Origin of the sequence: Micromonospora okii, assembly GCF_020884795.1 — a bacterium.
Taxonomy (GTDB): domain Bacteria; phylum Actinomycetota; class Actinomycetes; order Mycobacteriales; family Micromonosporaceae; genus Micromonospora; species Micromonospora okii.
The window spans coordinates 260,976-284,284 of record NZ_BBZF01000019.1 but is presented as its reverse complement, the minus strand read 5'-3'; the positions used below and the strand labels follow the sequence as shown (position 1 = coordinate 284,284).

26 protein-coding genes are annotated in these 23,309 nt (G+C 75.7%); 13 read left to right on the top strand and 13 right to left on the bottom strand.

Annotated features, from left to right (window positions below):
• Positions 1-106: 106 nt before the first annotated feature.
• Positions 107-886 (top strand): inositol monophosphatase family protein, encoded by a 780-nt coding sequence (locus LPU43_RS18340; protein ID WP_229401669.1) that lies wholly within the window; start codon positions 107-109, stop codon positions 884-886.
• A 77-nt stretch (positions 887-963) separates the two neighbouring features.
• Entirely contained in the window at positions 964-1,494 is a 531-nt protein-coding gene (locus LPU43_RS18335) for a DinB family protein (protein WP_229401668.1), read from the top strand.
• Between the two features lie 25 nt (positions 1,495-1,519).
• Here LPU43_RS18335 and LPU43_RS18330 read toward each other — a convergent pair whose 3' ends face one another.
• Entirely contained in the window at positions 1,520-3,094 is a 1,575-nt protein-coding gene (locus LPU43_RS18330; RefSeq protein WP_229401667.1) for an FMN-binding glutamate synthase family protein, read from the bottom strand.
• 170 nt (positions 3,095-3,264) lie between these two features.
• On the opposite strand from LPU43_RS18330, the gene LPU43_RS18325 reads away from it, so the two are divergent.
• Genes LPU43_RS18325 through LPU43_RS18310 form a run of 4 tightly spaced genes read left to right on the top strand, consistent with a single transcriptional unit; the run spans position 3,265 to position 6,381 of the window.
• Entirely contained in the window at positions 3,265-3,681 is a 417-nt protein-coding gene (locus LPU43_RS18325; protein ID WP_229401666.1) for a TOBE domain-containing protein, read from the top strand.
• The gene (modA, locus tag LPU43_RS18320) at positions 3,678-4,448 is read left to right on the top strand and encodes a molybdate ABC transporter substrate-binding protein (protein WP_229401665.1); all 771 of its coding nucleotides are present in this window, start codon (positions 3,678-3,680) and stop codon (positions 4,446-4,448) included. The genes LPU43_RS18325 and modA overlap by 4 nt, the downstream gene beginning before the upstream one ends.
• Positions 4,445-5,275, top strand: coding sequence for an ABC transporter permease (locus LPU43_RS18315; RefSeq protein WP_229401736.1), 831 nt, complete (start codon positions 4,445-4,447; stop codon positions 5,273-5,275). The genes modA and LPU43_RS18315 overlap by 4 nt, the downstream gene beginning before the upstream one ends.
• Positions 5,272-6,381, top strand: a complete 1,110-nt coding sequence (locus LPU43_RS18310; protein ID WP_229401664.1) for an ABC transporter ATP-binding protein — start codon at positions 5,272-5,274, stop codon at positions 6,379-6,381. The genes LPU43_RS18315 and LPU43_RS18310 overlap by 4 nt, the downstream gene beginning before the upstream one ends.
• Positions 6,382-6,459: 78 nt before the next feature.
• On the opposite strand, the gene LPU43_RS18305 is transcribed toward LPU43_RS18310, so the two are convergent.
• Both LPU43_RS18305 and LPU43_RS18300 read right to left on the bottom strand, forming a co-directional pair.
• On the bottom strand, positions 6,460-7,872 hold the full coding sequence (locus LPU43_RS18305; protein WP_373321744.1) for a glycoside hydrolase family 10 protein: 1,413 nt from the start codon (positions 7,870-7,872) through the stop codon (positions 6,460-6,462).
• Between the two features lie 142 nt (positions 7,873-8,014).
• A complete protein-coding gene (locus LPU43_RS18300; protein WP_229401663.1) occupies positions 8,015-9,160 on the bottom strand; it encodes a peptidoglycan recognition protein family protein in 1,146 nt (381 codons plus the stop codon).
• 245 nt (positions 9,161-9,405) lie between these two features.
• Here LPU43_RS18300 and LPU43_RS18295 point away from each other — a divergent pair, with 245 nt between their 5' ends.
• Both LPU43_RS18295 and LPU43_RS18290 read left to right on the top strand, forming a co-directional pair.
• On the top strand, positions 9,406-10,392 hold the full coding sequence (locus tag LPU43_RS18295) for a mechanosensitive ion channel family protein (protein WP_229401662.1): 987 nt from the start codon (positions 9,406-9,408) through the stop codon (positions 10,390-10,392).
• 39 nt (positions 10,393-10,431) lie between these two features.
• Entirely contained in the window at positions 10,432-11,250 is an 819-nt protein-coding gene (locus tag LPU43_RS18290; RefSeq protein ID WP_229401661.1) for a maleylpyruvate isomerase family mycothiol-dependent enzyme, read from the top strand.
• A gap of 55 nt (positions 11,251-11,305) precedes the next feature.
• On the opposite strand, the gene LPU43_RS18285 is transcribed toward LPU43_RS18290, so the two are convergent.
• The 7 genes from LPU43_RS18285 to LPU43_RS18255 form a co-directional block, all read right to left on the bottom strand.
• Complete coding sequence (locus LPU43_RS18285; RefSeq protein WP_229401660.1) at positions 11,306-11,725, bottom strand: YchJ family protein; 420 nt, start codon at positions 11,723-11,725, stop codon at positions 11,306-11,308.
• A gap of 179 nt (positions 11,726-11,904) precedes the next feature.
• Positions 11,905-12,561, bottom strand: coding sequence for a C39 family peptidase (locus tag LPU43_RS18280; protein WP_229401659.1), 657 nt, complete (start codon positions 12,559-12,561; stop codon positions 11,905-11,907).
• Between the two features lie 298 nt (positions 12,562-12,859).
• Positions 12,860-13,969, bottom strand: coding sequence for a magnesium and cobalt transport protein CorA (locus LPU43_RS18275; protein WP_229401658.1), 1,110 nt, complete (start codon positions 13,967-13,969; stop codon positions 12,860-12,862).
• A gap of 75 nt (positions 13,970-14,044) precedes the next feature.
• A complete protein-coding gene (locus LPU43_RS18270) occupies positions 14,045-14,680 on the bottom strand; it encodes a class F sortase (RefSeq protein WP_229401657.1) in 636 nt (211 codons plus the stop codon).
• A gap of 82 nt (positions 14,681-14,762) precedes the next feature.
• Positions 14,763-15,242, bottom strand: a complete 480-nt coding sequence (locus LPU43_RS18265; protein WP_229401656.1) for a hypothetical protein — start codon at positions 15,240-15,242, stop codon at positions 14,763-14,765.
• Positions 15,243-15,456: 214 nt separating this feature from the next.
• Positions 15,457-15,783 carry a hypothetical protein gene (locus LPU43_RS18260; protein WP_229401655.1) on the bottom strand — a complete coding sequence of 109 codons (327 nt, stop codon included), beginning with the start codon at positions 15,781-15,783 and terminating at the stop codon, positions 15,457-15,459.
• A gap of 80 nt (positions 15,784-15,863) precedes the next feature.
• Complete coding sequence (locus tag LPU43_RS18255; protein WP_229401654.1) at positions 15,864-16,691, bottom strand: class I SAM-dependent methyltransferase; 828 nt, start codon at positions 16,689-16,691, stop codon at positions 15,864-15,866.
• 86 nt (positions 16,692-16,777) lie between these two features.
• Here LPU43_RS18255 and LPU43_RS18250 point away from each other — a divergent pair, with 86 nt between their 5' ends.
• Positions 16,778-17,671: an aldo/keto reductase gene (locus tag LPU43_RS18250; RefSeq protein ID WP_229401653.1), complete on the top strand. Its 894-nt coding sequence runs from the start codon at positions 16,778-16,780 to the stop codon at positions 17,669-17,671.
• A gap of 18 nt (positions 17,672-17,689) precedes the next feature.
• Here LPU43_RS18250 and LPU43_RS18245 read toward each other — a convergent pair whose 3' ends face one another.
• Positions 17,690-18,811, bottom strand: a complete 1,122-nt coding sequence (locus LPU43_RS18245; RefSeq protein ID WP_229401652.1) for a serpin family protein — start codon at positions 18,809-18,811, stop codon at positions 17,690-17,692.
• Positions 18,812-18,923: 112 nt separating this feature from the next.
• Here LPU43_RS18245 and LPU43_RS18240 point away from each other — a divergent pair, with 112 nt between their 5' ends.
• The 4 genes from LPU43_RS18240 (at position 18,924) to LPU43_RS18225 (ending at position 22,258) form a co-directional block, all read left to right on the top strand.
• Positions 18,924-20,132 (top strand): lycopene cyclase family protein, encoded by a 1,209-nt coding sequence (locus LPU43_RS18240; RefSeq protein ID WP_229401651.1) that lies wholly within the window; start codon positions 18,924-18,926, stop codon positions 20,130-20,132.
• Between the two features lie 53 nt (positions 20,133-20,185).
• Positions 20,186-20,662 (top strand): ribonuclease HI, encoded by a 477-nt coding sequence (gene rnhA / locus LPU43_RS18235; RefSeq protein WP_229401650.1) that lies wholly within the window; start codon positions 20,186-20,188, stop codon positions 20,660-20,662.
• A 100-nt stretch (positions 20,663-20,762) separates the two neighbouring features.
• Positions 20,763-21,989 carry a cytochrome P450 gene (locus LPU43_RS18230; RefSeq protein ID WP_229401649.1) on the top strand — a complete coding sequence of 409 codons (1,227 nt, stop codon included), beginning with the start codon at positions 20,763-20,765 and terminating at the stop codon, positions 21,987-21,989.
• The gene (locus tag LPU43_RS18225; protein ID WP_373321743.1) at positions 21,986-22,258 is read left to right on the top strand and encodes a ferredoxin; all 273 of its coding nucleotides are present in this window, start codon (positions 21,986-21,988) and stop codon (positions 22,256-22,258) included. Before LPU43_RS18230 ends, LPU43_RS18225 begins: the two co-directional genes overlap by 4 nt.
• On the opposite strand, the gene LPU43_RS18220 is transcribed toward LPU43_RS18225, so the two are convergent.
• Positions 22,207-22,434 carry a hypothetical protein gene (locus LPU43_RS18220; protein WP_229401648.1) on the bottom strand — a complete coding sequence of 76 codons (228 nt, stop codon included), beginning with the start codon at positions 22,432-22,434 and terminating at the stop codon, positions 22,207-22,209. The genes LPU43_RS18225 and LPU43_RS18220 overlap by 52 nt on opposite strands.
• Positions 22,435-22,494: 60 nt before the next feature.
• Positions 22,495-23,309: pentapeptide repeat-containing protein (locus tag LPU43_RS18215; protein ID WP_229401647.1), on the bottom strand; the 815-nt coding region annotated here is incomplete at its 5' end.

Below are 23,309 nucleotides of genomic sequence, written 5' to 3'. Positions count from 1 at the left end.
CACTGGACGGCTCCCGTCAGGTGGTCGCCGAAGCCGCCCGACGGGTGCCCGCCCCGGGCGGGTGCGACGATCTCCACCGTCTGCGGCAACCGGCGAGGAGAGTGCGATGGTCAGTGACGTCGAGCTGGACGACTGCCGGCTGGTCGCCGAAGAGGCGGCGCGCCTCGGCGGCCGGGAACTGCTGCGGCGCTTCGGCGACCACGGCCGGGTCGACTACAAGTCGGCCCCCACCGACCCGGTGAGCGAAGCGGACCGGGCCAGCGAGGCGCGCGTCGTGGAGCTGCTGCGCGCCCGCCGGCCCGACGACGGCATCCTCGCCGAGGAGGGCAGCGACCACGTCGGCCGCTCGGGCCTGCGCTGGGTGCTGGACCCGCTCGACGGCACGGTGAACTACGTCAGCGGCATTCCGTTCTGGTGCGTCAGCGTGGCCTGCGAGGAACAGACGGAGGACGGCTGGCGGCCCGTCGTGGGGGTCGTCCACGACCCGATCCACGACGAGACGTTCCACGCCGCGCGGGGCCGGGGCGCGTACCTGGGCGACACCCGCCTGGTCCGCCCCGTCCGGCCTCTCGACCAGGTCACCCTGGCCTCCGGGTACGCCTACGACGTCGCCCACCGCGGCGTCCAGTCCGCCGTGGTCGCCGACCTGGCCGGCGACGTGCGCGGTGTGCGGATGCTCGGCTCCACCGCGCTGGCCCTGTCCTGGGTGGCCGCCGGGCGCTGCGACGTGTACGTCGAGGACCACACCTTCCGGTGGGACTGGGCGGCCGGGCTGGTGATCGCCACCGAGGCCGGCGCGGCCGTGGAGATCAGCGGCAGCCGGGTGCTCGCCGCGCCGCCGGAGCTGATCGACGAGCTACGGCCCCGGGTCGCCGCACTCGGCTGACGTCGCCGCGCCCCGGGCGGGGGCCGCCCGCCGTTATTGGGGTGCGCCGGTCGGGCGGCCGGTGCCAGGATGCCCCCATGTCGGTGTCCCGTCGTGACCTCGTCCGCTGGCAGTTCGACCTGACGTGGGCGTTGTTCGAGTACCACCTGGAACGGTTGGAGCCGGCCGACTTCCGGTGGGAGCCCGCCGCACACTGCTGGACCGTGCGCCCCGGCCCCGGCGGCGGATGGGTGCCGGACTGGGCGGACACCGAGCCCGACCCGGTGCCCGTGCCGACGATCGCCTGGCTGACCTGGCACATCGGCTGGTGGTGGTCGGTGGCGTCGGACCACGCCGAGGGGCGGCCGGCCCGGGAGCGCGCCGACGTCGGCTGGCCCGGCGCCGGCGAGGCGACCGTCGGGTGGCTGCGCGACCTGCGCGGGCGGTGGGTCGCGTACCTCGACGGGCTCACCGACGCCGACCTCGACGCCGCCGTGGCCTTTCCGTGGCCGGCCGACTCGGGGCACACCGTGGCCCATCAGCTCGGCTGGGTCAACGCCGAGCTGATGAAGAACGTCGCCGAGATCGGCCAGCTCCGGTTGCTGCGCGCCGCCGCGCCGCCGGCCTGACCGGCCCGGCGGCCCGGCGAGCGCGTCAGCCGACGGCGGTGGGGGAGGGCTCGGCGGTGCCGCCCTGCGGCGCCTCGGGGGTCATCAGGCGGACGATCTCGGCCCGGTCGGCGGCCGACGGCAGGCCCCAGTCGGGGCGGTAGCCGTAGACGTCACGCAGCGGCGTGGAGGAGGTGCGCCCGTCCAGGATCTCCACGGCGTCGGCGTCGATCAGCCCCGGGTGCTCGACGCCGCACGCCTCGGCGACCTTGACCAGGTCCCGCCGCAGCGTGCGCAGGTAGTTCGCGGCCCGCACCGACTTCAGTGCCGGGTCCAGCCCCCGGGCCAGCCACGGGTTCTGCGTCGCGACCCCGGTCGGGCAGGTGTCGGTGTGGCACTTCTGTGCCTGGATGCAGCCGATCGCGAGCATCGCCTCCCGGCCCACGTTGACCATGTCGCAGCCGAGCGCGAACGCCACCACCGCGTTGTCCGGCAGGCCCAGCTTGCCGCTGCCGACGAAGACCACCTGCTCGTGCAGCCCCTGCTCGGCGAAGACCTTGTACACCCGGGAGAAGCCCTGCTGGAACGGCAGCGACACCGAGTCGGTGAAGATGAGCGGGGCGGCCCCGGTGCCGCCCTCCCCGCCGTCGATCGTCACGAAGTCGACCCCCCGGCCGGTGTCCCGCATCAGGGTGGTCAGCTCCTCCCAGAAGCCGAGGTCGCCGACGGCGGACTTGATCCCCACCGGCAGGCCGGTCTCGGCGGCCAGCAGCTCCACCCAGTCCAGCAGGCTGTCGCAGTCGGAGAACTCGGCGTGCCGGGACGGGCTGACGCAGTCGTGGCCCTGCGGGATGCCCCGGGTCGCGGCGATCTCCGCCGACACCTTCGCCCCCGGCAGCAGCCCGCCGAGGCTGGGCTTCGCGCCCTGGCTGAGCTTCACCTCCAGCGCCCGCACCGGCGCGCCCGCGACCAGGTCCTTCAGCCGGGCGAGGTCGAACCGGCCGCGCTCGTCCCGGCAGCCGAAGTACGCGGTGCCGAGCTGGAACACCAGCTCCCCGCCGCGCCGGTGGTACGGCGACAGCCCGCCCTCGCCGGTGTTCTGCAGGCACCCGGCCAGCGCCGCCCCCCGGTTGAGCGCCGAGATGGCGTTGCCCGACAGCGAGCCGAAGCTCATCCCGGAGATGTTCACCACCGACTCCGGGCGGAACGCCCGCGCCCGTCCCCGGGCCGCGCCGAGCACCTTCGCGCACGGCAGCCGCACGTCGTGCCCGGCGGTCGGCGACGACGGCGGCACCGCCCGGCCGAACGTGCGGTGCTTGATGATCGGGTACCCGGCGGTGTACTCGATGTCGTTGTCGGTGCCGAAGCCGAAGTAGTTGTTCTCCTGCTTCGCCGACGCGTACACCCAGCGCCGCTGGTCCCGGGTGAACGGCCGCTCCTCGTTGTTCCCGGCCACGATGTACTGCCGCAGCTCCGGCCCGATGGCCTCCAGCAGGTACCGGGCCCGGCCGACGACCGGGAAGTTGCGCAGCAGGGAGTGGTCGCGTTGCAGCAGGTCGCGGGCGGCGAGGGCCGCGACGGCGGCGGCGACGGCGGGTACGGTTCGACGGGCCCATCTCATCCCGCCAGTCTCCCCAAGATCGCCGGAATCCGCATGGCCAGCGGACGTCGGTCCGCCTCGGCCCGGTCGGATGGGGCGCACCTGCGAGGGCGGTGCCGTCCCCGAGGACGCGGATGCCCGGGGGCGACGCGGGGTTTCACCCGCACATGCGCCGGCGGTAGGGTGCCCGGGTGGCGGTGTTCCGGATCGGCGAGGCGGCCGAGCTCCTCGGCGTCAGCACGGACACGGTGCGGCGCTGGGTCGACGCGGGGCGCCTCGCCGCCGCCCGCGACGAGCACGGTCACCGGGTGGTCGACGGGGCGGACCTGGCCGCGTTCGTCCGCGCCGCTGCCGCCGCCCCCGAGGGGCACGCCGAGCTCTCCTCGGCCCGCAACCGGCTGCGCGGCATCGTCACCGCCGTGGCCAAGGACGCCGTGATGGCGCAGGTCGACATCCAGGCCGGGCCCTTCCGGTTGGTGTCGCTGATGAGCCGCGAGGCCGTCGACGACCTCGGCCTGGAGGTCGGCTCGGTCGCCGTCGCGGTGATCAAGTCGACCACCGTCGTGGTGGAGCGGCCGGGCCCCGGCAGGGGCAGGGCCGGCGCGTGAGGCGGCCCCCCGCCGCCCTGGCCGCGGCTGTCGTTCTGCTCCTCGCCGCCGGCTGCAACGGCCCCGGGGCCGGCGGCGACGGGGCTGGCGGCCGGCTGACCGTCCTCGCGGCGGCGTCGCTCACCGAGTCGTTCACCCGACTCGGCGCGGAGTTCGAGGCCGCCCACCCCGGCACGACGGTCACCCTCAGCTTCGCCGGCAGCGCCGCGCTGGCCACCCAGATCAACCAGGGCGCGCCCGCCGACGTGTTCGCCGCCGCCAGCCCCGACACCATGCGGACGGTCACCGACGCCGGCGACGCCGACGGCGAGCCGGTCACCGTCGCCCGCAACCAGCTCGTCATCGCCGTACCGGAGGGCAACCCCCGCCGCGTGGCCGGCCTGGCCGACCTGACCCGGCCCGGGGTGAAAGTCGCGCTCTGCGCCGAGCAGGTGCCCTGCGGCGCGGCGGCCCGCACCGCCCTCGGTGCGGCCGGCGTGGCGCTCACCCCGGTCACCCTCGAACGGGACGTGAAGGGCGCGCTGTCGAAGGTGCGCCTCGGCGAGGTCGACGCCGCGCTGGTCTACCGCACCGACGCCACCGCCGCCGCGTCCGACGTGGACGCCGTCGAGTTCCCCGAGTCCGCCCGGGCCGTCAACGACTACCCCGTCGTGGTGCTGCGGCGGGCCGGCAACCCGGCCGCCGCCCGGGAGTTCGTCGCGTACGTGCGCTCCGAGCGGGGCCGGGCCGCGCTGACCGCCGCCGGCTTCCAACCCCCACCGGCCTGACCCCGGTGGTACGCCCGCAGCCGCCGACCCCCCGCCGCCGCGTCCCCGGCCGGCGGGTGCCCGTCGCCCTGTTCGTCCCCGCCGGGCTCGGGCTGCTCTTCCTCGTCCTGCCCCTGGTCGGGCTGCTCGCCCGCGCCCCGTGGGCCACCCTGCCGCAGCGGCTCGCCGCCCCGGGCGTGCTCGCCGCGCTGCGGCTGTCCCTGCTCACCGCCACCGTCGCCACGGCGGTCTGCGTCGTCCTCGGCGTGCCCCTGGCCTGGCTGCTGTCCCGCGTGGAGTTCCCCGGCCGGCGGCTGGTCCGGGCGCTGGTCACCGTGCCGCTGGTGCTGCCGCCGGTGGTCGGCGGCGTGGCCCTGCTGCTGGTCTTCGGCCGGCGGGGCCTGCTCGGCGGCTGGCTCGACGCCACCTTCGGCGTCACCCTGCCGTTCACGACCGCCGGGGTGGTGCTCGCCGAGGCGTTCGTGGCCATGCCGTTCCTGGTCATCGCCATGGAGGGCGCGCTGCGCGGCGCCGACACCCGGTACGAGGAGGCCGCCGCCACCCTCGGGGCCGGCCGGTGGACCACCTTCACCCACGTCACCCTGCCGCTGGTCGCCCCCGGCGTAGCCGCCGGCGCGGTGCTCTGCTGGGCCCGCGCCCTCGGCGAGTTCGGCGCCACCATCACCTTCGCCGGCAACTTCCCCGGCCGCACGCAGACCATGCCGCTGGCCGTCTACCTGGCCCTGGAGACCGACCTGGAGGCCGCGATCGTGCTGAGCCTCGTCCTGCTGACCGTCTCCGTGGCCATCCTCGCCGGGCTGCGCGAGCGGTGGACGGCCGCCCCGTGACGACCGCCCCCGACGCGCCGGGGACCGCCGCCCGCCCGCCGCTGCTCGACGCCCACCTGGTCGCCGCCCGGGGCGCCTTCCACCTCGACGTGGCGCTGCGGGTCCGCGCCGGGGAGGTGGTCGCGCTGCTCGGCCCCAACGGCGCCGGCAAGACCACCGCGCTGCGCGCCCTGGCCGGCCTGCACCCGCTCGCCGCCGGGCACCTCACCCTCGGCGGGGTCGACCTCGACCGGCCCGACCGCCGGGCGTGGACGCCGCCGGAGCGCCGCCCGGTCGGCGTCGTCTTCCAGGACTACCTGCTCTTCCCGCACCTGAGCGCCCGCGACAACGTCGCCTTCGGCCCCCGGCGGCGCGGCGCGGGCCGCCGGGCCGCCCGCGCCCTCGCCGACGCCTGGCTGGCCCGGGTCGGCCTGGCCGGGCACGCCGGCCGCCGCCCCCGGCAGCTCTCCGGCGGGCAGGCCCAGCGGGTCGCGCTGGCCCGCGCCCTCGCCGTCGACCCCACCCTGCTGCTGCTCGACGAGCCCCTCGCCGCGCTCGACGCCCGCACCCGCCTGGACACCCGCGCCGAGCTGCACCGCCACCTCGACGCCCATCCGGGCGCGACCGTGCTGGTCACTCACGACCCGCTCGACGCGCTGACGCTCGCCGACCGGCTGGTCGTCGTGGAGGGCGGCCGGGTGGTCCAGGAGGGGGACGCGGCCGACGTCACGGCCCGCCCCCGCACCGACTACGTGGCCCGGCTCGTCGGGCTCAACCTGCACCGGGGGCACGCCGACGGCCGCCGCGTCCAGGTCGGCGGGCTGACCCTCACGGCGGCGGACGCCGTGGCCGGCGCGGCGTTCGTGGCGTTCCCGCCCGCCGCCGTCGCCCTGCACCCGGCCCCGCTCGACGGCGCCGCCGGCAACGTCTGGCCGGCCACCGTGGCCGGGGTGGGGCGGCACGGGGACAACCTGCGCGTCCAGCTCGACGGGCCGCTCCCCGCCGCCGCCGACCTCTCCCCGGCCGCCGCCGCGCGCCTGCGCCCGACCCCCGGCCGGCGGGTGTGGGCGGCGGTCGAGGCGGCCGACGTGCGGGCGTACCCGGTCGGGGCAACGCGGGGTCGCTGACCCCGCAAGCGGCGGCGGCCCGGCGTCGGGGAAGCCCCCGAGGCCGGGCCGCCCGGTCGACCTGCGGCGCGGGAAGGGTCAGCTCGCGGCGCAGGACGGGGAGCCCGCCGGCGGGACCCCGGTTGCCTGGAAGCCGAACTCGGTCACCTGCCCCGGCGCGAGCTGGCCGTTGTAGGCCACGTTGCTGAACCGGACCGTGCCGGTGTCGCCGCTGCGCTGCGAGTTCCAGGCGTTGACGACCGTGGCGCCCGAGGGCAGCGTGACGCTGGTCGTCCAGCCGTTGGTGCCCGCCGCGCCGGCCGTCACCCGGATCGTCGCCACGAAGCCCCCGGTCCAGGTCTGCACCGTCATCGAGGCCGCGCAGCCCCCGCTCGGCGGCGGGCTGGTGGGCGGGGGAGTGGTCGGCCCGGGGGTGGTGGGCGGCGGGGTGGTGGTCGGCACGGGGGTGCCGCCGTTCAGGGCGTCCAGCGTCGCGGTGTACGCGGGCTTCTTGGTGCCGTTGCCGTCGAAGAGCAGAGGAGTGCCGCTGGCCCGCCAGGAGTCGGTGTCCCGGATGCCCCACACCGTGATGCCGGTGCACCGGGCCACCGCGAGGCACGCCTTGACGACCGTGGCGTACGAGTTGGCCTGGGCGGTGCCGGAGCCCTCGATGTCCAGCTCGGTGATCTGCACGTCGACGCCGAGGTTGGCGAACCGCTGGAGGTTGGCCTGGTAGTCCGCCGGCACCGGCGAGGCCGAGTTGAAGTGCGACTGGAACCCGACGCAGTCGATCGGCACGCCCCGGGCCTTGAAGTCCTGCACCATCGCGTACACGGCGTTGGACTTCGCGTTCTGCCCGTCGGTGTTGTAGTCGTTGTAGCAGAGCTTCGCGCCCGGGTCGGCGGCGCGGGCGGCGCGGAACGCCGCCTCGATCCAGTCGTTGCCGGTGCGCTGGAGGTTCGAGTCGCGCCGCGCGCCGGTGTTGCCGTCGGCGAACGCCTCGTTCACCACGTCCCAGGAGTGGATCTTGCCCCGGTAGTAGGTGGCGACCTGGGTGACGTGGTTGAGCATCGCCTGGCGCAGCGCGGTGCCGCTCATGTTCTGCATCCAGGACGGCTGCTGGGAGTGCCAGGCCAGGGTGTGGCCGCGCACCGCCATCCCGTTGGCGCGGGCGTGGTTGACGATGCGGTCGGCGTTGGCGAAGGTGAACTGGCCCTGCTGCGGCTCGGTCGCGTCGATCTTCATCTCGTTCTCCGGGGTGACCGAGTTGAACTCCCGGTTGAGGATGCCGACGTACGTGGTGTCCGAGAGCTTGTGCGCGGCCACCGCGGCGCCGAAGTAACGGCCCTTCTCGGCAGCCGCGGTGGCCAGCGTCGTGCCCGCGCTCGCCGTGCCGGCGAAGGCGACCACCATGCCGGCGGCGACCGTGGAGACGACGGCGGCCACCAGCGCCGCGCGCCGGCCCGACCGGGCCCTGGTGCGTCCGCGGTCGCGGACTGCTGAGCTGATCATGCCTGACTTCCCTCCGGGGGATCGAGGTCGCCGCGCGGCCGACGGCATCTGTCACTTTCGATTCATGTTATCGACAAGTTTCGGAAAGCTCCAGCCCGACATTCTGCAACCAACCCCGGTCAGCCAGCACCGAAAGTTTCGGTCAGCCGGCCCGGAAGGACTGGCGCACGACGCCGCCCACCAGCGCGCACCAGGTGCCCGTGCCGACCTTGCCGTTCGGGGTCAGGCCGTGCAGCCGCTGGAGGTCCTGGAGGGCCTTCATGGTGGCGTGGTCGAACTCGCCGGTCACCGCGACGTCGGCGTAGCCCTTGGAGTTGAGGATGAACTGCGCGCCGCTGACCGGGGCGCCGGCCGCGTCCTTGTCCAGCTCGGGGGCGAGGGTCTCCCAGGTCGGCCCGGTGAGGGTGGCGTCGATGTCGACGGGGAGGCCGTTGCGGGCCTGCCAGTCCTGCACGGCGGTGACGGTGGCGCTGTCGAAGGTGCCGTTCACCGGGACGGCGTAGCCGCGGTGGGCGAGGAGGTACTGCGCCACCCGCACGGTCGGGGAGTTGACGAACCGCCACAGGTCCGGCCAGCGGCGGGCCGGCACGTCGCCGATGTCCGTGCCCAGCGCGCGGAAGACCCGCCGGCGCAGCTCGGGAAACTGGCGGTAGAACGCCGCGCCCGGGCAGGCGGTGGCGCGGAAGTCCCAGTGGCCGAAGATGTCGTGGGCGTGCAGCCCGTACCGGCGGCCGATCGTGGCGCAGAGCGTGACGAGCGAGTCCAGCAGCGCCTGCGGCGGGGTCTCGGTGACGTACGTGCCCTCGTTCTCGATGCCGATGGCCCGGCCGTTCTCGCCCGGGCAGTGCGCCGAGATCATCTGCCGGTCGCCGGCGGCCAGCCGTTCGAGGCTGCCGCGCCGGCCCTCCAGCACGTAGCCGCCCCGGCTGACGGTGAAGTGCTGGCCGGTGTCCGACCAGCGGTTACCGTCCATGTGGAGGTTCTGGCAGTCCTGGGCGAGCGCGACGGCCTGCTCCCGGGAGTAGTCGGTGACGTTGGGAAACGCCATGTGGTGCACGATGATCTTGTTGGTGGGGATGGCGCTGACCGCCAGGGGGCCGGCCGGCGGCCGGGCGCCCCACTCGTCGCAGCCGATGATCCAGTCGACGCCGGGGTCGACGCCGGGGTCGGCGGCGGCCCGTGCGGCGGCGGGGAACGCCAGGTCCGTGCCGACGACGGCGACCGTGGCCGCGCCGAGGCCGGCCCGCAGCAGGGTGCGGCGGTCCAGCTCGGGGTGGTCGAACTGCATGGCATCTCCTCTGTGGCCGGCCGGTACCGGCACGAAAAAGACCTACAGGAACAGGGGGTGCTGCGGAGGATATTGCCAAGCGGGGCGGGAGCGGAAGGGCCCGAACGACCGGACCCTCCACCTAGCATCCTAGGATGCGCTAGGGGGTGTGAAGTGGTAGGTCCACAGGGGAGGGAGTTTCCGGCCAGGCAGCGGGGGGTAGACGGGACGGATTCGGTTGACCCCTGCGGAGAAGGACCTTTTCGATGAGAGACAACCTGGGCGACGCGGTGGGCGACGCCCTGCGCGCGGTGCTGCTCTTCCTGCCCCGGGCCCTCGGTTTCGTGGCGATCCTGGTGGTCGGTTGGCTGGTCGCCAAGGCCGTGGTGAAGATCGTGGAGAGGGTGCTGGAGCGGGTCGGCTTCGACCGGGCGGTCGAACGCGGCGGGATCAAGACCGCGCTGGCGCGGTCCCGCTACGACGCCAGCGACATCGTCGCGAAGCTGGCCTACTACGGGGTGCTGCTGGTGACGCTGCACCTGGCGTTCGGCGTCTGGGGGCCGAACCCGATCTCGGACCTGATCGCGTCGGTGGTCGCCTGGCTGCCCCGGGCGTTCGTGGCCATCGTCATCGTGGTGGTGTCCGCGGCGATCGCCCGCGCGGTCAAGGACATCATCAGCAGCGCGCTCGGCGGCCTGTCGTACGGGCGGGTGCTGGCGAACCTGGCCTCGGTGTTCATCCTCGGGCTGGGCGTCATCGCGGCGCTCAACCAGATCGGGGTGGCGACGGCGGTGACCACGCCGGTGCTGGTCGCGGTGCTGGCGACGGTCGGGGGCATCCTCGTGGTCGGGGTCGGCGGCGGGCTGGTCCGCCCGATGCAGAGCCGGTGGGAGTCCTGGCTGAGCCGGGCCGAGCGGGAGTCGCAGGCGATCGCGACGCACGCGCGGGCGTACCGGGCGGGGCGGCGGGACGTGGCGGAGCGGCTGGCCGCCCCCGCCTCGCCGACGGCGGACGACGCGGAGCGCACCCAGGTGGTGCCGATCGGCGGCGACGCCGACCGGACGCAGGTGGTGCCGCGGCCGGCCGCCGGCGGGTACGAGGAGTCGGAGCGCACGCAGCCGGTGAGTCCGCACGCCGGCTCCCCGGCCGCGTCGTCCTCGCCGCGCTCGGGCGGATCCGACCCGTCGGCGGACGCGGGGGCCGAGGCCACGATGGTCATCCCCCGGCCGGGCGGCGAGACCCGCGCTGGTTGAGTCCGCAGGAGTGTCGGGGGTCAGGTCTAGCCTGGCGGCATGAGCCGCTTGGGGCACGAGGATCTCTGCGCGCGGCTCGTCGCGCAGACCGATCTGCTGGCCGCGCACCTGGCGGGTGCGGACCTGACCACGCCCGTGCCCTCGTGTCCGGGGTGGAACGTCGGTCAGCTCGGCCGGCACCTGGGGGGCGGGCAGCGGTGGGCGGAGTCGATCGTCCGGGAGCGGCCGGCCGGCCCGCCGCCCGACGACTTCTTCCGGGATCTGACCCCCTACGCCCGGGAGGACCCGGCGGTGCTCGGCCCGTGGCTGGCGGAGGGGGCGCGCGGGTTGGCCGGCGCGCTCTCCGCCGCCGGCCCGGACGACTCGATCTGGACGCCGCTGCCGCCGGACGCCGGCACCGGTCCCGGCGCGTTGGGCGTGGGCAGCACGTTCTGGGGGCGCCGGTTCACCCATGAGACGCTGGTGCACCGGGCAGACGCCGCCCTGGCCCTCGGGGTGGAGTTCGTCGTCGACGCGCCGGTGGCCCTCGACGCCGTCGACGAGTGGATGGCGCTGGGGTCGTTGCCGGTGATGCTCGACTTCCATCCGCGCCAGCGGGAGCTTCTGGGCCCGGGCCGCACGGTGCACCTGCACGCCACCGACGTGCCGGGGGCGGCGGCCGAGTGGCTGGTCGACCTGACCGGCGAGGTGATCACGTGGCGGCGTTCGCACGAGAAGGCGGCCGTCGCGGTCCGGGGCCCGCTGACGGAGCTGCTGCTGGTGGTCTACCGGCGTCGACCGGTCACCGCGGGCACGGTCGAGGTCGTCGGGGACGGGGGCCTGCTGGACTTCTGGCTGGACCGGGTCGCGTTCGGCTGAGCGGGCCGGGCGGGGGCGCGCCCCCGCCGTGGCGCGGGCCGTGCCGGGCTGGGGATCAGTCCGGCAGCGCGTCGAGGTAGACCCAGCGGCCGTCCTCGCGGGTGAACCGGCTGTGCTCGGTGAGCGTGCCGGGTGCCCCGGCCTCCCGGTAGTGGGCCCGGAACGCGACCGTGCCGGCGTTGTCGAGCAGGCCACCCCGTTCGGTGCCGAGGATCTCCAGCCGGGTCCAGCGTTGGCCGGGGTCGAGGCGCAGCCGGGCCGGCCGGGTCGTGGGGTGCCAGCTTCGGAGCAGGTAGTCGGCGTCGCCGACGGCGAAGGCGCTGAACCGGGCCCGCATCAGCGCCTCGGCGCTGGTCGCGTCCGCCTCGCCCCGGTGCAGCCGGCCGCAGCACTGCGGGTACGGCTGGCCCGTCCCGCACGGGCAGGCTCCGGTCGCGTTCCGCGCCGCGTCGCGGCGGGCGTGTCGTTTCGCCACGTCGCCATCCTGCCTCAGCGCCCGGGAGGCCCGGCCGCCGGCCGGTCTGGGAAGTCGCGTCCAGCCTCCGAGCACTCCGAGAAATGGCCCTACGTCGGCCCGTCGGCGGCTGACGCGACGAAAAAGGGCCCGACCCCTCGTGGGGGTCGGGCCCTTTCGTGTTCCTGTTTGTTGGATCGTCAGGAGGTGCTGTAGCCGCGGGTGGCGATCCAGTCGGCGAGGTTGTCGACGGTGATGCGGTAGGAGGCGGTGTTGGGGTCGGCGGAGTCGGCGATGGTGACGGTGTTGCCGTTGTCCTGGTAGCCGACGACGCTGATGTAGTGGCCGCCTTCGAAGGAGTGGGTGTTGCCGTCGGTGTCGGTGGCGGTGCCGGCGATGTTGGCGACCACGGCGCGGCCGTCGTCGACGGTGCGGACGATGTCGGCGCGCAGGGTGTCGGTCTGCTTGGTGTCGGCGTCGGGGTTGCTGATCTCGACGGAGCGGTAGTTCTTGCCGGTCTCCTTGTGCAGGACGGGGGTGATGTCGTTGATGCTGTTGGTGCCGGCCTCGGTGGTGCCCATCTGCTTGGCCATGGCGTCGACGTCGATGTTCTTGCCGACGACGCTCAGGGCGTTGCGGGCGGCGGCGGGGCCGCAGTAGTAGAAGTTGGGCTGGGCCTCGTAGCGCACGTTCAGTTCACGTTCGCCGTGGCCCTTGCGGTCGGTCGTGACCGCGGCGGTGTGGGGCTTGTCGGCGGGGGCGGCGTGGGCGGCGATGGCGGGGCCGGCGATGCCGCCGGCGGTGGCGGCGATGCCGGCGACGGTCAGGGTGCTCTTGCGGATCAGATCGGTACGCATGGTGACGAACTCCTCTGGTCGGGGGACACGCGACACACGGCGCTTGCACGCCACGCGCGAGGGGATGCCGAGGGGGACGACCCCGGCGATCACGGGGGACCTGCTCGGGCGTCCGGGGGGTGTAACCATCGGGGGGCCGGGCCCATTCCGGGGGCCTGCGGGCCGCCGACCCGGGGCGTGGTGCTCACCCGTGGGCGGGCGGTGCTCACCCGTGGACCCTGTACAACGCCCCGGCCCGGCCCACGATTCCGCCACCGGGGTGACGGCGCGCACGGGACGCGATGGGACGAATCGGGCGTTATAGCCAGCCCGAGCGGCGGAAGAGGCGGTGCAGGGTGAACGCGGCGGTCGCCATCAGCAGCAGCGCCGCCGCGTAGCCGTACCGCCAGCGTAGTTCGGGCATGTTCGCGAAGTTCATCCCGTAGACGCCGGCGACGGCGGTCTGGGTGGCGGCGATGGCCGCCCAGGCGGCGATCTTGCGCATGTCGTTGTTCTGCTCGACGGCGAGCTGGGCGAGCCGGGACTGGAGGATCGAGTTGAGCAGGTCGTCGTACGCGCTGACCCGGTCGACCGCCCGTTCCAGGTTTCCCTGCACGTCGGCGAACCAGCGGTGCAGCGTGGGCGGCGGGCCGTCGGCGTGCGGGCCGACGAGGGCGCGAAGCGGCGCCTGCAACGGCAGCACGGCGCGCTTGAACTCGACGATCTCCCGCTTGAGCTGGTAGATCTGCGAGATGTCGGCGGACCGGTCGCGGGCGAAGACGGTCTCCTCCACCCGTTCGAGGTCCTTCTCGACGTGGCCGGCGACCTCCAGGTACAGCTCGACCATGCGGGCGCAGACCGCGTACGCCACCGCCCAGGGGCCCTCGGCCAGCAGCGTGGGGCGGCCCTGGACGTCCGCGCGGACGGTGGTGAGCGCGCCGGCCGCGCCGTGTCGGACGGTGACGACGAACCGGTCGCCGAGGAAGACCATCACGTCGCCGGTGTCGATCACCTCGGAGGTGTCGGTCAGCTCCGCGTGCTCGACGTAGGCGGCGGTGCGCAGCACCAGCAGCGTCACGTCGCCGTGCCGTTGGACGGTGGGGCGGTGCCCGTCGGTGAGGGCCTGCGCGACGCTGAACTCGTCGAGGCCGAAGGTGCGCCCGACCTCGGCCATCACCGCCGGGGCCGGGTCGTGCAGGCCCAGCCAGACGAAGGTCCGCCGGCCGCGGCGGCTGCGGGCGTGCGCGTCGGCGTAGTGCGGCCGGCCGGGTTGCCGCCGGCCGTCGACGTAGACCGCGCAGTCGACCACGGCGTCGGGGTTGGGCTGGGTGGGGGCGGGCGGCGCGGTGGGGGCGGGCCGGCCCAGCGCCCGCCGCAGCAGCGTGGGTAGCCGCAGCCGCCACCGGGCCCGCTCGGTTCGCTGCTGCACCGCCCACCTCCGCCTTGCCGGGACTGACGGCAACCGTAGGCGATCTTCCGGCCGCGCGGGGGCCGGGGCCGGGGGTCACGGCACGGCGGTGGCGAAGACGACGACGTTGTCCCGGTAGGCGCGGCGGCGTTCGTCGAAGGGGCCACCGCAGGTGACCAGGCGCAGCCGGGGGACCGGCCCGTCGCCGTAGACGAGGGCGGTGGGGAAGTTCGTCTTCGGGTACGCGCCGACGCCGTCCACGGCGAACGTCGCGACCCGCGTGTCGGCGCGGGTGACCTGGATGCGGTCGCCGGGCCGCAGACGTCCGAGGTCGAAGAAGACCGCCGGGCCGGTCTCGCGGGTGTCGACGTGGCCAACGACGACGGCGTTGCCGGCCTCGCCCGGGCTGACGCCGGGGCGGTACCAGCCGGCGACGGTGGGTCGGTCCTTCGGCGGCACCTCCAGCTCGCCGGTGGGGCCGGCGGCGACGGGCACCACGTCGGCGCGTACGCCGATCGCCGCGATGGTGATGCGGACGGGGTCCGCGCGGGGCAGCGGGGGCGCGGGGACGGTGGAGCGGCCGGTGGCCGGGTTGACGACGGCCCCGGGCGCGGGGCGCGGGGGGCGTGGTGCCGTCCGGGTGGCCCCGGCGGCGAGGAGCCCCAGCCCGGCGACGCCGGCCAGGGTGATCAGCGCGACGGCGGCGCGAGGGGGGCGGTCACCGGCGGCCACGGCGTCTCCTCTCGGCGGCGGGTGCCCGCGTCGGCGTGGGCCGGCGCGGGCACCCGGGACGGGGATGGTGTCGCCGGGCCGCTCAGGCGCGGGTGGCGGCGCGACGGCGGCGTGCCAGGACCAGCGCGCCCGCGGCGGCGGCCCCGACGAGGGTGCCGCCCGCGGCCACGACGCCGCCGTTGCCGGCGTCGGCGCCGCCGCCGGCCGGGACCCCTCCGATGGGGGTGACGGTGAACGTCGCGCTGCCCGAGGAGGAGCCGTCGCCGCAGGTGGCGGTGACCGTGTAGGTGCCGAGGGTGAACCCGGCGGTGAAGAGTTCCGCGCTCAGGCCGCCGCCGGCGGCGGCCGTGGTGGATCGGACGTTCTGGTCCCGGTCGGGCCCGGTGACGCGGAAGATCGCGTCACCCGAGTTGGGGTTGCAGGTGGAGGTGAGCACCACGGTCCCGCCGACGGGGGTGGTGGCCGGTGAGACCGTGGTGTCCGCGAGTGCGGCGGCCGGGAGCAGGAGCGTGCCGAGCCCCACGCCGAGCGCCGCCGATACGAGAACTGGCTGTGTCTTCATACGCGTCTTCCCTCACTCTTCGTCCGCTGACTGCGTGGGACGTCGTTCGGGTGGCCAACTCCGTGACTAGCACCGGTGTGCCCAACACTAGGAGGGTTGGGCCCCCGATCCGGTGAAAACGAGAAATCTTCGTTGCCGTCACGTGTCGGACCGACGCGGGGAAGAGCTGCGGAAACGCCGGGAAGTCCCGATCATCACGGGCCGGCGGGTCGGGTCAGGCGCAGCCGCGGTATTGCAGCGAGGCGTCCTTCATGTAGGCCCACAGGGACAGCCCGTTCCACCAGTCGTAGGTCACCGTCCAGCCGTTGGAGGTGTTCCCCGTCGGGCCGGTCACGACCTGCCCGTAGCGGCGGGTGCCGTACAGGGTGCCTTCGTTGGGCTGGGTGTACATCCCCGCGTAGTCCCACACGACGGTGAAGCTGCTCGTCGTGCAGGCGGCCTGGGCCGTGCCGGTGGCCCCGACGACCGTCAGCGCCGTCGCCGCCACCGTCGTCGCGACGCAGCCGGCCGTGGCCCGCAGCAGACGCCGTCGAACGCTCATCGCACCCTCCAGTTGATCGTCCGATGTGGATGTCTCACCGGAGGGTACCGCCGGGGCCGCGTCCGCGCCGCCCGGCGGCGTCAGTCGCGGCGGCGCGCGGCGAGGGTGTACGTCTGCGGCAGCCGCCAGGGCCGGTCGGCCAGCCGCCGCTCGCCGTGGCCGTCGCCGACCGTCCGCCCCGGCAGGGCGTCCCACGGGGCGCTGTCGTGCTCCACCAGCATCGTCAACTCGAAGCCCGCGTCCAGCAGGGCGGTGACGACCTCGCCGAGCCCGTGGTTCCACTCATGGGTGACGGTGTGGGTGAAGGTCTGCTCCGTCGCCACGTACGTCCCCTGCTCCTGGAACACCGTCGGCTCCGGCCGCTCGAAGTACGGGTACTCGACGGCGAGCGTCCCGTCGGGGCGGGTGTCGTCGAGCGTCCACAGCATCGGGTGGCACTCCCGCAGGAACAGCCGCCCGCCGGGGCGCAGCAGCGCCGCCACGACCTGCGCCCAGCGGCGGATGTCGGGCAGCCAGCACAGCGCGCCGACGCCCGTGTAGACCAGGTCGAACCCGCCGGGCTCCAGGACCGTCGGCGCGTCGTACACGTCGGCCTCGACGAAGTCGACCGGCGCGCCGGTGCCGGCGGCGAGCCGGCGGGCCTCGGCCAGCGCGGCGGGGGAGAAGTCCAGGCCGGTCATCCGGGCCCCGAGCCGGTGCAGCGAGACGGTGTCGGTGCCGATGTGGCACTGCAGGTGCACCCCGCGCAGGCCCGTCACCTTGCCCAGGCGCGGCAGGTCGAAGCGGACCACCTCGCTGAGGTGCGCCGGGTCGGCGAGGAACCGCTCGACGCCGTAGTCCGGCGACGCCGCGTGGGCGGGGGCCCGCTCGTCCCAGTTGGCCCGGTTGACGCTTCGGTAGTCGGTCACGCCGCGACGGTGCCACAGCCGCCGCCCGCGCTCAACGCAGATTCGCGGGACGACGGCGGCGTCCCGCCGGTGACAGAATCCCGATCATGGATACGGGGACCATCACCGCCGACGCCGCCGGCACCTGGACGCTGGGCGACCTGACCGTCAACCGGATCGGCTTCGGCGCGATGCGGCTCACCGCCACCGCCGACGGCCGGCCGGGCGACCGGGACCGGGCGGTGGCGGTGCTGCGCCGGGCCGTCGAGCTGGGCGTGAACCACATCGACACCGCCGCCTTCTACTTCTCGCCGCTGCGCTCGGCGAACGAGCTGATCAACACCGCGCTCGCGCCGTACCCGGAGGATCTGGTCGTCGCGACCAAGGTCGGGCCGGGCAAGGACCCGTCGGGGCGGTGGCTGCCCCTGGCCCGGCCGGACGAGCTGCGCGGCCAGGTGGAGGAGAACCTGCGGCAGCTCGGCCGCGACCACCTCGACCTGGTCAACCTGCGCCAGAACGGTCTGGAGTCGGTCGCGGAGCACTTCGGCGCGCTCGCCGAGCTGCGCGACGCCGGCCTGATCCGGCACCTCGGCCTGTCCAACGTGCGCCCGCACCACCTGCCCCAGGCCCGGGCCGTGGCCCCGGTGGTCTGCGTGCAGAACGCGTACGGGCTCGGCTTCCGGGCCGGCCACGACCAGTTCGTCCGGGACTGCGCGGCGCAGGGCGTGGCGTACGTGCCGTTCTTCTCCATCGCCACCGACCGGCGGGAGGCCGGCGCGGGCGGCACGGAGGACCCGGAGCTGGTGGCGGTCGCCGACGCCCACGGGGTGTCCACGGCCGTGATCCGGCTGGCCTGGACGTTGCACCGGGGCCCGCACGTGCTGGCCATCCCCGGCACGGGCAACCCCGACCACCTCGTCGCCAACGTGGCGGCGGGCGCGCTGCGGCTCACCGACGACGACCTGACCCGGCTGGAGGCGGTGCACCGGCGCGGCGAGTGACGGCGACGCGGCAGCGGCCTACCGGTGGCCGGTCGCCTCGTCGGGGTCGGTCACCCAGCCGGCCGCGAGCACCAGGCCCGAGCGGCGGTGCACGGCGAGGAAGCCGAACGGGCGGTCGACGTCCAGCCGGACGACCCGCCTGCGGGTGGTGGGGCGGGGTCGCGCCGCGCCGGCGCGCACGCCCAGCGCGGTCACGGCGGCGGCCCGGAACCCGGTGGCGCCGAACGTCGCCGTGACGCCCTGCGCGGCCTGCGAGACGACCAGCCGCCGGCTGACCTCGGGGAAGGGGTCGCCGGCCGGGTCCGTGGCCGCCTCCAGGCCGAAGAGGGCGGGCCGGGCGAGGAGGTCGTGCCGGGCGTCGACGGTGAACGCGACGGTCGCCACCCGCAGCTCGGGCCGGTCGTCGACGCCGTCGACGACCTGCTCGCTCACCCCGGGACCGGCGTGGGGCGGGAGGGTGCCGGGGTCGCCCAGCGCGCCGATCGCGGCGGGCAGCACCGCGGCGGCCGGGACCCCGGCCGGGCCGAGGGCGAGGAGCACGTCGACGTCGTCGCGGCCGGTGACGGTCAGCAGCGTCAGCGGCCCGGCCCCGGTGTCGGCCACCCGCAGGGCGCCCAGGTCGGGGCCGGAGCGGAACAGCCCGGCGAGGTCCCGGCCCCGCCACGGGCCGGACGCGGGCCGGCACCGCACCGGGGTGAAGGGCTGCTCCCACCGGGTCGACACCGACAGCGCGGCGGCCAGCACCAGGGCGGTGCCCGGGGCGACCGTGATCGGCAGGTGCCGGATCCGGCCGTCGGTCCGCTCGGCGGCCCACGCGTCGAGCGTCGGCTGGTCCGCCTCCGGCCGCCCGGTCAGCTCGCCGCGCATCGCCGGCGGGGCCTCCCGACGCCAGCGCGCCGACAGCTCCACGCCCCGGTGGGTCCAGCAGGCGAGGGCGAGCCGGGCGGCCGGCGAGTCGTCCAGGCCGTACCGGGCGGGCTCGGCGGCGACGGCCAGCAGTTCGGCGCGCGCCGGGCCGGCCGCGTACCGGGCGAGCAGGGCCAGCAGGGGGTACGCGGCTGCGCCGGAGAGCGCGGTCTGCCCGTCGTCCAGGGTGGACGCCCAGCGGGCGGTGAGGGCGTTGGTGGCGGCGACGCTCATGGCGGGACATCCCTCGGGTCGGCGGGCGCGGCGTCGAGGATGCCACAGGCGACCGACACCGCCGCCCGGGCCGCAGCCGGTTCCGGCGGGCGGTGCGCCGCCCGCCGGGGGAGTGTGGCAGCGTGTCGGGGTGACCGATTCCGCGCCGTTGGAGGTCGACCTCGCCCTGGTCGGCGGCGGTGGGGCCGGCTCCCTCGTGCTGGCCGCCCTGGACCGGCACGGCGTGCGGGGGCTGCGCGTCGCCGTGCTCGACCCGGTCCGCAAGCGCGGCCAGGACCGCACCTGGGCGTTCTGGGGCCGCCCCGGCGGGGACCTGGACCCGCTGCTCAGCGCGAGCTGGGCCCAGGTCGAGGTGGCCACCGCGGCCCGCCGCCGGGTGCTCGACCTCGCCCCGCTGCGGTACGCGATGCTGCGCTCGGCCCCCGTCTACGAGCGCGCCGCCGAGGCCGGGCGAAGGCTCGGGGCGGCCCGACTCGACGCGACGGTGACCGCCCTCGACGACGACGGCACGCGGGTGCTGCTGCGGGGGGCCGACGGGGCGCCGCTGGCGCGGGCGTCCTGGGTGCTCGACTCGCGTCCCCGCCCCCCGGCGCGGCCCGGCCGCACCTCCTGGTTGCAGCACTTCCGGGGCTGGTGGGTGGAGTCGGCGACCCCGCTGTTCGACCCGGCGCGGGCGGTGCTGATGGACTTCCGCACCCCGCAGCCCGGCCGGGGCGTCTCCTTCGGCTACGTCCTGCCGGTCAGCGACCGGTACGCGCTGGTCGAGTACACCGAGTTCTCCCCGGCCCGGCTCGCCGACGACGCCTACGACCGGGCGCTGCGCGGCTACCTCGGGCGGCTCGGCCTGGACCCGGCCGCGCTGGTGGTGCGCGAGGTGGAGGACGGGGTGATCCCGATGACCGACGCACCCTTCCCGCGCCGCCCGTCGCCCCGGGTGGTGCGCCTCGGCACGGCCGGCGGCGCCACCCGCCCCTCCACCGGGTTCACCTTCTCGGCGATGCTGCGGCAGGCCGACCAGGTGGCCCGGGCGCTGGCCGCCGGCCGGCCGCCGGTGCCCGCGCCCGCGTACCCCCGGCGGCACCTGTGGATGGACGCGGTCGCGCTGCGGGCGCTGGACACCGGCCGCGTCGGGGGCCCGGAGTTCTTCGACCGGCTCTTCGACCGCAACCCGGCCGAGCGGGTGCTGCGCTTCCTCGACGGCGACACGACCCCGGCGGAGGACCTGGCGGTGATGCGCTCCAGCCCGCTGCTGCCGATGAGCGCCGCCGTGCTCGGCGACGCCGCCGGTCGGCTGCGCGGCCGGCTGCGCCGCCCCGGCTGACCCCGGGCACGGGGGACGGGCGGGCGGCGGGCCGTACCCGGTAGGTTGCCGGCATGGTGGACGAGGCGGCCGACAGGGTCGTGCGGATCTGGACCGACGGGGCGTGCAGCGGCAACCCGGGGCCCGGCGGATGGGGCACGCTGCTGCGCTACGGCGGGCACGAGCGGGAGCTGTGCGGCGGTGAGGCGACGCCCACCACGAACAACCGGATGGAGTTGATGGCCGCGATCCGGGCGCTGGAGAGCCTGACCCGACCGGTCACGGTGGAGCTGCACACTGACAGCACGTACGTGCGCAACGGCATCACGAGCTGGCTGGCGGGGTGGAAGCGCAACGGCTGGGTCACCGCCGCGCGGCAGCCGGTGAAGAACGCCGACCTGTGGCAGCGGCTGGAGGCGGCCTGCGCCCGGCACCGGGTGACCTGGCTGTGGGTGAAGGGCCACAACGGCCACCCGGAGAATGAGCGGGCCGACGCGCTGGCCAACCGGGGGATGACCGAGGCCCGGGCGGGGGCCGGCGCGCTGCGCTGACCTGCGGAAGAGGGGGCCGCTGGCCTTGTAACGACGCGCACCGATGGGTAACGTACCGGATCGGAAGCGTTACCTTCGGTGACAACGGGAGGTGTCCCCCGTGACCGCGACCGCCGCTACCGACCTGCCGCTCTGGCCCCCCGCCAGCCTCGACCACGGCCCGTTCGTCCTGCTCGACGAGGAGCAGCGGCGCAGCCTCGACGGCCCCGTCACCCGGGTCCGGCTGCCCACCGGCAACCGTGCCTGGCTGGTGACCCGGCACGCCGACGTGCGCCACCTGCTGCGCCACCCCGGCTTCAGCGCCGACCTGGAGCGGCCGGGCTTCCCGCTGCTGCGCCCACTGTCGCCGCTTTCCGAGGAGGACCGCCAGGGCGGCTTCATCCGGATGGACGGCGACGCCCACGCCCGGCTGCGCCGGATGCTCACCGCCGAGTTCATGATCAAGAGCGTCCGGCGGATCGAGCCGCTCATCGAACGCACCGTCGACGCCGCGCTCGACGACCTCGCCGCCGCCGGCCCGCCCGCCGACCTGGTCGAGGCGTTCGCCCTGCCGGTGCCGTCGATGGTGATCTGCCACCTGCTCGGCGTCCCGTACGCCGAGCACGCCTTCTTCCAGGCGCGCAGCCGCACCCTGCTCGACCGCACCGCGCCTCCGCAGCGGGTCCGCGCCGAGGTGCGCCAGCTGCGCGCCTACGTGCGCGATCTGGTCGAGCGCCGGCAGGCAGCCGCCGACGACGACGCCGACGACCTGATCAGCCGGCTGGTCCGCGACCGGGTGCGCACCGGCCAGCTCGGCGTCGACGAGCTGGTCGGCATGGCCCTGCTGCTGCTCGTCGCCGGCCACGAGACCACGGCCAACATGATCGGCCTGAGCACCCTGCTGCTGCTGCGCGAGCCGGGCCGCCTCGACGCGCTGCGCGAGGAGCCGGAGCGCGCCCCGGCGCTGGTCGAGGAGCTGCTGCGCTACCTCAGCGTGGTCCGTACCGGCCTGCCCCGCGTGGCCACCGAGGACGTCGAGATCGGCGGCCGGCTCATCCGGGCGGGGGAGGGCGTGATCGCCGTGCTGTCGCTGGCCAACCGCGACCCGGAGGTTTTCGCCACCCCCGACGAGTTCGACCCGTACCAGCAGGCGCACCAGCACCTGTCGTTCGGCTTCGGGGTGCACCAGTGCATCGGCCAGCCGCTGGCCCGCGCCGAGCTGCGTATCGCGCTGGTCGCGTTGGCCCGCCGCTTCCCGGGGCTGCGCACCGCCGCCACGCCGGAGCGGGTGCCCACCCGCGACACGTCGGTCGTGTTCGGCCTCGACAGCCTGCCGGTGACCTGGTGAGCGCGGGCGGCGTGGCGCGCGTCGAGGTGGCCCGGGAGCGCTGCTGCGGCTCGGGGAACTGCGTGCTCACCGCGCCCGACGTCTTCGACCAGGACGACGCCGACGGCCTGGTGCTGCTGCGCCGGCCCGAGCCGCCGCCGGAGGCCGCCGAGCGGGTGCGGCGCGCCGTCGACCTCTGTCCCGCCGGGGCGATCCGCCTCGCCCCGGCGGGCGACGGTCAGCCCTCGCGGGCGGGGTCCGTGGCGCCGGAGACGGCGTCGACGTCGTAGCCGGCCCGGCTGGTCTCCCGGGCCGGCCGGGCGTCCTCGGCGGGCAGGTCGGCGAAGTCGTCCCCGGTGTCGTCGGTGGTCTGCACCGACTCGCCCGGCGGGCGCAGGGACGCCTCGAGGGCGGTCGCGCCATCCGGCTCGTCGGTGCTGGCTCGATCGAAGCGGTGCTCAGTCATGCCGCACTCCTGCCCGCCCCGGCGGCCGGCAAACGTTCCCCCGACGCCGCGTGGTCGCGCTCAGCGGCGGCGTCCCCGGCGGTGCCGGGGCCCGTCGCCGCCCCGGGGCGTCGCCCCGGCCCGCCGCGGGGCTACCGGCCGCCGGGCCGGGGTCACGGGCAGGGACCAGTGCGCCGGCCGGTCGAGCCCCGGCGGCAGCCCGGTGCGGTGGTCGCCCCGGGCCGCGTCGAGCTGCGAGCGGTGCAGGAACAGCGCCCGGCGCAGGTCCGCCCCGCGCAGGTCGGCCCCCCGCAGGTCCGCGCCCGTGAGGTCGGCCAGGGTCAGGTCCACCCCGCGCAGGTCCGCGCCGAGCAGCACCGCCCCGCGCAGGTTCGCCCCGACCAGGTCGGCCCGGCGCAGGTCGGCGGCGATCAGCGTCGCGCCCCGGTGGTCGGCCCCGGCCCGCTGGCCCCGGGCGCGCTCGCCGGCCCGGGACAGCAGCGGGTTCACCCGGCCCCGGTGCGCGTCGAGGTCCAGCGCCAGCAGCTCCTCCGGGCTTCCCCCGGCGAGCCGCCGGGTCTCGGCCAGCGCCGCGCCCAGCTCGTCGCGCAGCTCACCCGGCCCGGTCAGCGCCAGCGCCTCGGTCAGGTACCAGAGCAGCTCGTGCAGCGGTCGCGCGACGGCGAACGTGTCGAACATCCGTGTCGCGGTCTCCGGGGCGGCCCGCCAGTCCCGGCCGGCGAACGTGACCTGAGAGACGTGCTGCCCCGCGCCGAAGCAGTCGAAGACCGTGCAGCCGGGAAAGCCCTTCGCCCGCAGGTCGCGGTGGATGTCGCAGCGGAAGCCGCCGCCCAGGTTCGGGCAGGGCCGCCCGGCGGGCTTGTCGAGCGCGAAGT

What these genes read in the sequence shown, in the direction of transcription:
- LPU43_RS18295 (WP_229401662.1), top strand. Translation starts at nt 9,406, where the DNA reads ATGAGAGACAACCTGGGCGACGCGGTGGGCGACGCCCTGCGCGCGGTG.
- LPU43_RS18335 (WP_229401668.1), top strand. Translation starts at nt 964, where the DNA reads ATGTCGGTGTCCCGTCGTGACCTCGTCCGCTGGCAGTTCGACCTGACG.
- LPU43_RS18340 (WP_229401669.1), top strand. Translation starts at nt 107, where the DNA reads ATGGTCAGTGACGTCGAGCTGGACGACTGCCGGCTGGTCGCCGAAGAG.
- rnhA (WP_229401650.1), top strand. Translation starts at nt 20,186, where the DNA reads ATGGTGGACGAGGCGGCCGACAGGGTCGTGCGGATCTGGACCGACGGG.
- LPU43_RS18300 (WP_229401663.1), bottom strand. Translation starts at nt 9,160, where the DNA reads ATGCAGTTCGACCACCCCGAGCTGGACCGCCGCACCCTGCTGCGGGCC.
- LPU43_RS18250 (WP_229401653.1), top strand. Translation starts at nt 16,778, where the DNA reads ATGGATACGGGGACCATCACCGCCGACGCCGCCGGCACCTGGACGCTG.
- LPU43_RS18330 (WP_229401667.1), bottom strand. Translation starts at nt 3,094, where the DNA reads ATGAGATGGGCCCGTCGAACCGTACCCGCCGTCGCCGCCGCCGTCGCG.
- LPU43_RS18280 (WP_229401659.1), bottom strand. Translation starts at nt 12,561, where the DNA reads ATGCGTACCGATCTGATCCGCAAGAGCACCCTGACCGTCGCCGGCATC.
- LPU43_RS18265 (WP_229401656.1), bottom strand. Translation starts at nt 15,242, where the DNA reads ATGAAGACACAGCCAGTTCTCGTATCGGCGGCGCTCGGCGTGGGGCTC.
- LPU43_RS18305 (WP_373321744.1), bottom strand. Translation starts at nt 7,872, where the DNA reads ATGATCAGCTCAGCAGTCCGCGACCGCGGACGCACCAGGGCCCGGTCG.
- LPU43_RS18220 (WP_229401648.1), bottom strand. Translation starts at nt 22,434, where the DNA reads ATGACTGAGCACCGCTTCGATCGAGCCAGCACCGACGAGCCGGATGGC.
- LPU43_RS18260 (WP_229401655.1), bottom strand. Translation starts at nt 15,783, where the DNA reads ATGAGCGTTCGACGGCGTCTGCTGCGGGCCACGGCCGGCTGCGTCGCG.
- LPU43_RS18245 (WP_229401652.1), bottom strand. Translation starts at nt 18,811, where the DNA reads ATGAGCGTCGCCGCCACCAACGCCCTCACCGCCCGCTGGGCGTCCACC.
- LPU43_RS18290 (WP_229401661.1), top strand. Translation starts at nt 10,432, where the DNA reads ATGAGCCGCTTGGGGCACGAGGATCTCTGCGCGCGGCTCGTCGCGCAG.